General features: G+C 57.5%; 12 protein-coding genes. 6 read left to right on the forward strand and 6 right to left on the reverse strand.

Annotated features, from left to right (window positions below):
• From ABJK70_RS16140 to ABJK70_RS16155, 4 genes are all read right to left on the reverse strand, one after another.
• On the reverse strand, positions 1-278 hold a 278-nt coding region (locus tag ABJK70_RS16140), incomplete at its 3' end, for a hypothetical protein (protein ID WP_347258472.1).
• 129 nt (positions 279-407) lie between these two features.
• Positions 408-992, reverse strand: a complete 585-nt coding sequence (locus tag ABJK70_RS16145) for a UbiX family flavin prenyltransferase (protein ID WP_077731186.1) — start codon at positions 990-992, stop codon at positions 408-410.
• The gene (pip, locus tag ABJK70_RS16150; RefSeq protein WP_347258473.1) at positions 989-1,939 is read right to left on the reverse strand and encodes a prolyl aminopeptidase; all 951 of its coding nucleotides are present in this window, start codon (positions 1,937-1,939) and stop codon (positions 989-991) included. The genes ABJK70_RS16145 and pip overlap by 4 nt, the downstream gene beginning before the upstream one ends.
• Positions 1,940-2,193: 254 nt before the next feature.
• A complete protein-coding gene (locus tag ABJK70_RS16155; RefSeq protein ID WP_347258474.1) occupies positions 2,194-3,060 on the reverse strand; it encodes a hypothetical protein in 867 nt (288 codons plus the stop codon).
• 450 nt (positions 3,061-3,510) lie between these two features.
• Here ABJK70_RS16155 and ABJK70_RS16160 point away from each other — a divergent pair, with 450 nt between their 5' ends.
• The 5 genes from ABJK70_RS16160 (at position 3,511) to dtd (ending at position 7,565) form a co-directional block, all read left to right on the forward strand.
• Positions 3,511-4,476 carry a CoA ester lyase gene (locus ABJK70_RS16160; protein ID WP_077731183.1) on the forward strand — a complete coding sequence of 322 codons (966 nt, stop codon included), beginning with the start codon at positions 3,511-3,513 and terminating at the stop codon, positions 4,474-4,476.
• 105 nt (positions 4,477-4,581) lie between these two features.
• Entirely contained in the window at positions 4,582-5,751 is a 1,170-nt protein-coding gene (sucC, locus tag ABJK70_RS16165; protein ID WP_077731182.1) for an ADP-forming succinate--CoA ligase subunit beta, read from the forward strand.
• Between the two features lie 6 nt (positions 5,752-5,757).
• A complete protein-coding gene (gene sucD, locus ABJK70_RS16170; RefSeq protein WP_077731181.1) occupies positions 5,758-6,648 on the forward strand; it encodes a succinate--CoA ligase subunit alpha in 891 nt (296 codons plus the stop codon).
• A 135-nt stretch (positions 6,649-6,783) separates the two neighbouring features.
• Positions 6,784-7,107, forward strand: coding sequence for a rhodanese-like domain-containing protein (locus ABJK70_RS16175; protein WP_245245445.1), 324 nt, complete (start codon positions 6,784-6,786; stop codon positions 7,105-7,107).
• A gap of 2 nt (positions 7,108-7,109) precedes the next feature.
• The gene (gene dtd / locus ABJK70_RS16180; protein WP_347258475.1) at positions 7,110-7,565 is read left to right on the forward strand and encodes a D-aminoacyl-tRNA deacylase; all 456 of its coding nucleotides are present in this window, start codon (positions 7,110-7,112) and stop codon (positions 7,563-7,565) included.
• Between the two features lie 194 nt (positions 7,566-7,759).
• Here dtd and ABJK70_RS16185 read toward each other — a convergent pair whose 3' ends face one another.
• Both ABJK70_RS16185 and rlmD read right to left on the reverse strand, forming a co-directional pair.
• On the reverse strand, positions 7,760-8,263 hold the full coding sequence (locus tag ABJK70_RS16185; protein WP_086135284.1) for a L,D-transpeptidase: 504 nt from the start codon (positions 8,261-8,263) through the stop codon (positions 7,760-7,762).
• Positions 8,264-8,270: 7 nt separating this feature from the next.
• Positions 8,271-8,855, reverse strand: coding sequence for a 23S rRNA (uracil(1939)-C(5))-methyltransferase RlmD (gene rlmD, locus ABJK70_RS16190; RefSeq protein WP_347258476.1), 585 nt, complete (start codon positions 8,853-8,855; stop codon positions 8,271-8,273).
• Between rlmD and ABJK70_RS16195 the strand changes: the two genes are divergently transcribed.
• Positions 8,854-8,980, forward strand: a 127-nt coding sequence (locus ABJK70_RS16195) for a FeoB small GTPase domain-containing protein (protein WP_347258477.1), incomplete at its 3' end; no start/stop codon positions are given. The genes rlmD and ABJK70_RS16195 overlap by 2 nt on opposite strands.

The following is an 8,980-nucleotide window of genomic DNA, read 5'->3' on the forward strand; positions in this document are numbered from 1 at the left end:
ATCGAAGCGATCACGGCGAACATTCCGAGCATCAGAAACAAAGGCCGACGGTGCTTCAAGCGCCAAGCACCGAAAAAATAGAGAGACATGGTCGCCATGATCAGGCCATATTGCAGCCACTCGACAAAATACCCTTCGCTGAAAACGTTTTCCGCATCGGCTCGGCTCGACCTCGCCAGGTAATCGTAAGTAACGAAAATTGCGAGGAAATAAAAAATCAACCTTATCGAGCCGAATACGATAGCAGTTCTATTTTTATGATCGATTTTTTCCGCCATTGGTTGCATACCCCTTCAAATGCCTCATCCATCAACCCGCGGCAATGGAGGAACCGATTGGAATCTCGTTTAGTCGTTCATTTTTATTTCCTTCCCTGAACATGCTAGCCGTAGGCGTGCGGTCACACACTATGATTTGCCCAGACCTTCCCACGGCTCATACAGAGCATCGGTTTCGATCTCGAACAACCCGAGAATCCGTCCCACTGTCTCGTCGATAAGCGCCGCCAACGTTTTCGCCCTGCCGTAAAACGCCGGCAACGGGGGGAAGATGATGCCCCCCATTTCCGTAACGGCGGCCATGTTGCGGATGTGCGCCAAATTCAACGGCGTTTCGCGCGGCACCACGACCAATCGACGACGCTCCTTAAGTGTTACGTCGGCCGCGCGCGAGATCAGGTTGTCGGAAAATCCGTGCGCCACTGCCGCCAAGGTTTTCATCGAGCACGGCGCGATAATCATGCCGCGGGTCTTGAACGCACCACTCGCGATGCTGGCTCCGACATCGTTGACATCGTGAACGACATCGGCAAACGCGCACACCTCGGCGCGCTTCATGCCCAATTCATGATGGATATTGAGCACACCCGCCGAGGAAACGATCAGGTGCGTTTCCCATCCCCCGATGTCGCGCAGCACCTGAAGCAGGCGCAAGCCGTATACGGCACCGGTCGCGCCGGTCATTGCAATGATCAGGCGTTTATTTCCGTTCATGACCCGAACCGCTCGGCCATTTCATCCGCGGCCGTAACCAAGGCATCGATCATTTCATCGCCGGCAGCGATATGGCCGGCATTCGGCAAAACGCGCAGCTCGGAGTTCGGCAGGCGCTTGTAAAGACTGAACGACGATTCGACGGGGCAAACCAAATCCCGACGGCCATGGATCAAAATTACCGGCAAATGACGAATCCTGTCACATTGCTCCAAAATCGCATTCTCCGGGATGAAATATCTGTTCACTGCATAATGGAGTTCGATCCGAGCTTGGTTGACCACCTCGGACGATACATGCTCGTTCAACTCCGATGAGTCGAACTCGTTGCCGACAATGACCTGGCCGCTCCACAGCGCCCATGCGCGGGCGGCACGCCGCTGGGCCAATTCGTCATCGCCGGTCAGGCATGAATACAAGTAAGACAAAGGATGAGGCCGCTCAGGCTCCGGGATATTTTCCATAAATCGTTCCCACGCCTCCGGATAAACTCGGTCCGCGCCCGAACCGATGAACCATTCGATATCGCGCTGGCGGGCCAGAAACGCCGCCCTAAGCACCAGTCCGACGATCCTGGACGAATGGCGCTGCGCATAAACGAGCGCCAGGGTCGCGCCCCAGGAGCCCCCGAAAACCGACCAGCGATCGATTCGAAGCGCATGGCGGATATACTCCAAATCACGGATCAAGTCGGACGTAGTGTTGCCGTGGAGCTCTCCATGGGGAAGCGAACGCCCAGCGCCTCGCTGATCTATAAGAATAATCCGGTACTTGTTGGGATTGAAAAAAGAGCGGTGATAAGCCCTGCAGCCGGAACCCGGTCCACCGTGCAAGAACACGACGGGCATTCCGGAGGGATTCCCGCATTCTTCCACATAGATCTGATGCTTATTCCGTTTGAATTGATGGGCTGCGTAGGGTTCGATTTCGGGGTAGAGAATTCTCATGACAGGCTCAGGTCGGGCAGGAATTTGGACCTGGCGTAACGGAATAATGAACCAGCGGAGAACCTAACTGCCAATCCGGAACGCGGACAAAACCGCCATCGATTGATGGCGGCATTTCAGAGCAATATTCATATCGTGTTTCGATGCGGACGATGTCGAAAAATTCTACACCTGCATCGGACAATCGGACGTATTTTCTCGGCAAGAAAAAAGGGGGATTCTCATCCCCCTTTTCTTTTCGGCTTGAAAGGCTCTTAGAAGCCGAAACCGAGATAAGCGCCGGCGGTAAGGCCGTCGGTGTCTACGCCCTTGAGCACACCACTGTCGCTTTTGATGTCCAAGTCATCGCCAGTGAAGTGATAACGGAAATCAAGACCGGCCCACAGGTCGCCCCAGATCTTGTATTCGGCACCGGCGCCCAGCATCAGGCCGGGATTGAGCACGGTTACGCCGCTGGACGGCGGGCTGATGACGTGGATGCCCAGACCGAACGGAATGATCCACGGCCTGAAGTTGCCCATATTGTTGAACTTGATTTTCGGCGCGGCCGTCAGAGTGAACTGGGTGATCTTGTTTTCGATACGGCCTAAATTACCGAGATCGGTCTGTGCTATGGCAACTAGAGTGTTCGTACCGGTGCCGAAGTTCTTGTATTCGAACATGACCTCGCCGTCTAGCGAGGCGATATCGGTCAGACCCCAGAAATCGTCGGTCAACTGATGGTCGAAACCGGCGCCGACGTACCAGCCATCATTGTCGTTCGGCTCCGTATTAACTAGCAGCGTTTCCGGAGAGCTGGTCTTATAGCCACGGCCATGCTCCATTTTGGCATAACCGCCGCGGAAGAAGAGCAGGTCATGATGCTCTTTCTCATGCTCCTCGGCTTCGGCAAGTTGCTGTTCGACCTTCTGCTGCTGCGCGTCCATCCGTTCCGCATTGACCTTGGCATCGGAACGCGCCTTCGCCAATTCCGAACGCAACGCGCGCATCTCGTCTTCCATCATCTGCAAACGTCTTTCGATATCGGCCTGAGCAGACGTACCTTTGTAGTGGCTCTCCGCCATAGCCTGCTGCGGCGCCAAGCCGGCCACCGCGACAGCGGCAGTAACCATTGCTGCCATACCAGTCGATTTCTTGATCATTCTTATTCCCCCTCGTGCGAGTTGAACCTAAATCCGTTGCATGCCAGCAACAAAAAGTTGCATGTCGGCACGATCCTAACAAAAAAATCTCCATACAACAATTAGTCTATTTCATTATTTTTGCTAATTGTGGCTATTTGGACCGTTGCTTTTCTTGGGCTAGCCGAAACATACAGCCTTGCGGTTATAATGGCGAGTTAGGCTGCAACAGACAGTTTGTGGGGCCACGGCTCAGGCTATCGCCGCGTGATATCGCTGAGCACGAGGACGACCGCCTGGATATCAAGCGAATGCCTGGCCCTCCCTTGCTCCTTGCCCGCGGCGAATCAATCCATAAGAATTTAAGACATTGCCTGTTTTAATCGGGATATGACGGATATTCGCCCGGATGCAACATTCACTGGTCCAAAATAAATACAGAGACACGACATGGCCGTAAAAAATCGATTACACCGTAGCGAGTTGGCTGTTCCGGGCAGCAACAAGCGTATGTTGGAAAAAGCGCCCGAATCCGGCGCCGACGTAGTCTTTCTCGACCTGGAAGATGCAGTCGCTCCGGACGATAAAGAGCAGGCGCGGGCCAACATCATCGAGGCCTTGAACACCTATGACTGGTCGAAATGCGCCGTTTCCATCCGAATCAACGGACTCGACACCCATTACGCCTACCGCGATCTCGTAGAAGTGGCCGAAGCCTGCGGCGACAAACTCGACACCATTCTGATCCCCAAAGTGGGCAGCGCCGCCGACGTGTATTTCGTCGCCACCATGCTGTCCCAAATCGAGGCTTATAAAGGCTTCAAGCCCATCAACATCCACGTATTGATCGAAACCGCAATGGGCATGGCGAACGTGGAAGAGATTGCGAAAAGCTGCCCCGAGCGCATGGAAGCCATGGTGTTCGGCGTGGCCGACTACGCCGCCTCCGTGCGCGCCCGCACCACGCAGATCGGCGGAGCCAATCCCGAGTATGGCATGCTCACCGATCCCGACGAAAACGGCCAGCGTTATTTCCATTGGGGCGATCAGTGGCATTTCGGCATTTCCCGCATGGTCGCTGCCTGCCGCGCCTACGGGCTGCGGCCCATCGACGGTCCGTTCGGCGATTTCGGCGACCCTGAAGGCTACAAGGTCGCCGCGCGCCGTGCCGCCGCTCTCGGTTGCGAAGGCAAGTGGGCCATTCACCCGTCCCAGATCGCCCTGGCGAACGAAGTCTTTACCCCTACCGAAAAGGAAGTGAATCGCGCCCGCCGCATCTTGGTCGAAATGGAAAAGGCGGCGAAGGAAGGCAAGGGCGCCGTGTCCCTGGACGGCCGCCTGATCGATGCTGCTTCGATCCGCATGGCCGAAAATGTGGTCAGACAGATCGAACAAATAGAGGCCCGCCAGTCGTAGGGGATTTCCGTCGGTCGGGTTACCGAATCGTAACCCGACATTCCTATCGTCGGGTTACGGTCTGCCGGCCCAGCCTGACCTACATTGAAGAGAGGAAAGCAATCAGTGAACATCCATGAATATCAAGCGAAGGAACTGCTGAAATCATACGGTGTGCCGGTTCCGGTTGGCGGCGTCGCCTACTCCGACCAGCAGGCGGCTCAGGTGGCCGAGGAAATCGGCGGCAATAAGTGGGTCGTCAAAGCACAGATTCATGCCGGCGGCCGCGGCAAGGCGGGCGGGGTGAAGGTCGTCGACTCCATCGCCGAGGTGCAAAAAACCGCCGATGCCATGATCGGCACCCACCTGGTCACCCATCAGACCGGCCCCGAAGGCTCCATCGTCCAGCGTGTCTGGATCGAGCAAGCCAGCGACATCAAAAAGGAATTCTACCTAGGCTTCGTGATCGACCGCGGCTCTCAGCGCATCACCATCATCGCATCCAGCGAAGGCGGCATGGAAATCGAAGAGGTCGCCAAAGCGACCCCCGAAAAGATCGTCAAGGAAGTCATCGACCCCGCAATCGGCCTTCTGGACTTTCAGTGCCGTAAAGTCGCCACCGCCATCGGCCTCAAGGGCAAGCTGATGCCGCAAGCCGTCAAGCTGATGAAATCCATCTACCGCTGCATGCGCGACAAGGACGCCCTGCAGGCCGAAATCAATCCCCTAGCCATCGTCGGGAACGGTGACGACAAACTGATGGTGCTCGACGCCAAGTTCAGCTTCGACGACAACGCCCTCTATCGCCAGAAAGCCGTCACGGAAATGCGCGACCTGGCCGAGGAAGACCCGAAAGAGGTCGAAGCCTCCGGTCACGGCCTCAACTACATCGCGCTCGACGGCAACATCGGCTGCATCGTTAATGGTGCCGGTCTCGCCATGGCTTCTTTGGACGCCATCACCCTGCACGGCGGACGTCCGGCCAATTTCCTCGATGTCGGCGGCGGCGCCTCTCCCGAAAAAGTCACCAACGCTTGCCGTATCGTGCTGGAAGATCCTAACGTCAAGTGTATCCTGGTGAACATTTTCGCCGGCATCAACCGCTGCGACTGGATCGCCAAAGGTTTGATCCAAGCCTGCAACAGCCTCCAGATCAAGGTTCCGCTGATCGTGCGCCTGGCCGGCACCAATGTGGAAGAAGGCCGCAAGATCCTGGCGGAATCCGGCCTCTCCTTCATTACCGCCGAAAATCTGGACGACGCAGCGGCCAAAGCGGTCAAAACGGTGAGAGGGTAAGCATCAATGAGCGTATTCGTTAACAAAAACTCCAAGGTCATCTTCCAAGGCTTCACCGGCGAACACGCCACCTTCCATGCCGAAGACGCAATGAAAATCGGCACCAATGTCGTCGGCGGCGTTACGCCCGGCAAGGGCGGCACCACTCATTTGGGTCTACCGGTATTCGACACCGTGGCCGAAGCCGTGGCCGCCACCGGAGCCGACGTTTCCGCCGTATTCGTGCCCCCGCCGTTCAGCGCCGACGCCTTGATGGAAGCCGTCGATGCAGGAATCAAAGTAGCGGTGACCATCGCCGACGGCGTTCCGGTGCACGACATGATCCGACTCCAGCGCTACCGCACCGGCAAGAATACGATCATCGTCGGCCCCAACACTCCCGGCATCATCACGCCGAGCGAATGCAAGGTGGGCATCATGCCCTCGCACATCTACAAAAAGGGCAACATCGGCATCGTCTCCCGCTCGGGAACGCTCAACTACGAAGCCACCGAGCAAATGGCAGCCCTGGGACTCGGCATCACCACGTCGGTGGGCATCGGCGGCGACCCCATCAACGGCACTGACTTCATGACCGTGCTGCGCGCCTTCGAAGCCGATCCCGAAACCGAAATTGTGGTCATGATCGGCGAGATTGGCGGCCCCCAGGAAGTGGCGGCAGCTCGTTGGGCGAAGGAAAATATGAAAAAGCCCGTCGTCGGCTTCGTAGCCGGCATCGCCGCCCCCACCGGCCGGCGCATGGGGCATGCCGGCGCCATCATTTCCAACGAAGACGACACGGCCAGCGCCAAAATGGACGCCATGGAAGCCTTAGGGCTGTATGTCTCGCGAAACCCGGCCCACATCGGCCAAACCGTGCTGAGGGCGATGAAGGAAAATGGCATCGCCGTTAAATAATCGGATCGTGACCTAGTGCAGGTCGGGAATCCTTTCCCGACATAGCGGGTCGGCAAGGGATTGCCGACCTACGAGACATAGGGTGCGGCGAGGTAAGAACCGCACCGATTCGCTTTTTTCATACGTATGGAAATCATGATGCGCGATATCTCGCCCTTGGAACTTAGAAGCTATCTCGAGACCGCCAACCCCAAACCTCTCCTGCTCGACGTGCGCGAACCACAGGAATACGCCCACTGCCATATCGAAAGCAGCATACACATTCCCATGAACGATATTCCCTACCGGCTCGCCGAACTCGATCCGGCGCAGGAAATTGTCGTCATCTGCCATCACGGCATGCGCAGCCGCATGGTGGGCGATTATCTGGAGCGCCAAGGATTCAGCGATATCGCCAACCTACGGGGCGGCATCGACGCCTGGGCTAGGGAAGTCGCACCCGATATGCCGCGGTATTGATCGTGATCGCCGTCATTCAGCGGGTGACGCGGGCCGAAGTGACCGTGGCCGGCGAAAGCGTCGGAAAAATAGACCGGGGGATACTCGCTTTGATCGCCATCGAAAAGGGCGATACGGAAGCTCAAGCCGTCCGTCTGGCCGAGCGGATTCTGGGTTACCGGATTTTCGGAGATGCCGAGGACAAGATGAATCTCAATGTAACGGACGTGAGCGGCGGGGTCTTGCTGGTCTCCCAGTTCACTCTGGCAGCCGATACCCGAAAGGGGATGCGCCCGAGCTTCACTCCCGCCGCCGATCCTGAGACCGGAAAACGTCTGTTCGACTATTTCGTGGAAAAGGTGCGGGCCCGGCACTCGCCCGTGGAAACCGGACGGTTCGGCGCCAATATGCAGATCGAACTCGTCAATGACGGACCGGTGACTTTCACTCTAAACGTACCACCGGCCGCAGCCGAGTGATGGCCGCTTTGTAGCTTCGTAGGGTGGGTTAGACGCGCATACCCGTCGTGCCGTCAACCTGCTCCAAGCTTGACGCGCGTCGTAACCCACCGGAGCGGCATCGATGCCCCATTTCGGTGGGTTACGGTGCGCTTCCAACTCAGCGGCAAATGGAAAAGTGCTCCTCATGCGCACCTAACCCACCCCTCTACCTTCTACGGTTCAATCAACACCCGCATTCCCACTTCCACCCGCTCGAATAAATCGGCCACGTCCGAACTCTTCATGCGGATGCAACCGTGGGAGGCCGGGGTTCCGTTGACGCCTTCGTCGGGGCTGCCGTGGACATAGATGTAACGCCAGGTGGTGTCGACTGCCCCGTAGCGGTTGAAGCCGGGTTCCAGACCGCCGAGCCAGAGGATGCGGGTCAAAATCCAGTCCCTTTCCGGAAATCGGGCGGCGAGAACCGCATCGTAAATCTCCCCGGTCGGCCGGCGTCCGACGAATACGGTATTGGGCGGCAACCCCGTTCCGATCTTGGCCCGGATGCTATGCCAGCCGCGCGGAGTGCAGCCGCTGCCCATGCGTTCGCCGGGACCGTTCTTGGCGGTGGAAACGGGCCAGGTGCGGATCACCTCGCCGTTCTCGACAAGATCGAGCTCCTGGCGGGGAATACTGACCCGAAGGTAGAACGGCGGTTCAGGCCGGTCGTCGCCCACGGTGCCTCTACGCCTTCTCGAAGAGCGCGATGGATTCCACGTGTGCCGTCTGCGGAAACATATCCATAACGCCCGCGCGAATCAGACGGTAGCCGTGCTGGTGAACCAGGATGCCGGCATCCCTCGCCAACGTGGAGGGATTGCACGAAACGTAGACGATACGGCGCGCCCCCCAGCGCGGCACATAGGACAAAACCTCTTCGGCACCCGCTCGGGAGGGATCGAGCAATATCTTGTCGTAACGCCGAGTCGCCCATTCGGCATCGTTCAGGGCTTGGCTCAGATCGGCGACATGAAACTCGACATTGCCGAGACCATTGGCTTCCGCATTCTGGCGGGCGCGTTTCACCGATTCGGAACTGCCTTCGACACCGACGACCCGGCTCGCACGCTTGGCGATCGGCAAGGTGAAGTTGCCGATTCCGCAAAAAAGGTCGAGCACCGATTCGCCGGGCGCCGGATCGAGCACTGCCATCACGCGATCGACCATCTTGCGGTTGATGTCGATGTTGACCTGGGTGAACTCGGTGGGCTTGAACCGGAACTCAATGCCCTGATTCAGCAGCGAATAGCTCAGCATCGGCGGATGCATGATAGCCTTAGCTGGTAATCCCAATGTCGGCAAAAGTACGATCTTTAATGCCCTCACTGGCTCCCACCAACACACCGGTAACTGGCCCGGTAAAACAGTTGAAAAAAAAGAAGGTCGGCTACAGG

The sequence above is a fragment of the Methylocaldum sp. genome (assembly GCF_039794385.1).
In the GTDB taxonomy this organism is placed as follows: Bacteria; Pseudomonadota; Gammaproteobacteria; order Methylococcales; family Methylococcaceae; genus Methylocaldum.

Bases quoted from the DNA above. Each gene is read 5' to 3' on its own strand.
- sucD (WP_077731181.1), top strand. From the start codon at position 5,758: ATGAGCGTATTCGTTAACAAAAACTCCAAGGTCATCTTCCAAGGCTTC.
- ABJK70_RS16160 (WP_077731183.1), top strand. From the start codon at position 3,511: ATGGCCGTAAAAAATCGATTACACCGTAGCGAGTTGGCTGTTCCGGGC.
- ABJK70_RS16155 (WP_347258474.1), bottom strand. From the start codon at position 3,060: ATGGCAGCAATGGTTACTGCCGCTGTCGCGGTGGCCGGCTTGGCGCCG.
- rlmD (WP_347258476.1), bottom strand. From the start codon at position 8,855: ATGCATCCGCCGATGCTGAGCTATTCGCTGCTGAATCAGGGCATTGAG.
- ABJK70_RS16145 (WP_077731186.1), bottom strand. From the start codon at position 992: ATGAACGGAAATAAACGCCTGATCATTGCAATGACCGGCGCGACCGGT.
- ABJK70_RS16175 (WP_245245445.1), top strand. From the start codon at position 6,784: ATGATGCGCGATATCTCGCCCTTGGAACTTAGAAGCTATCTCGAGACC.
- pip (WP_347258473.1), bottom strand. From the start codon at position 1,939: ATGAGAATTCTCTACCCCGAAATCGAACCCTACGCAGCCCATCAATTC.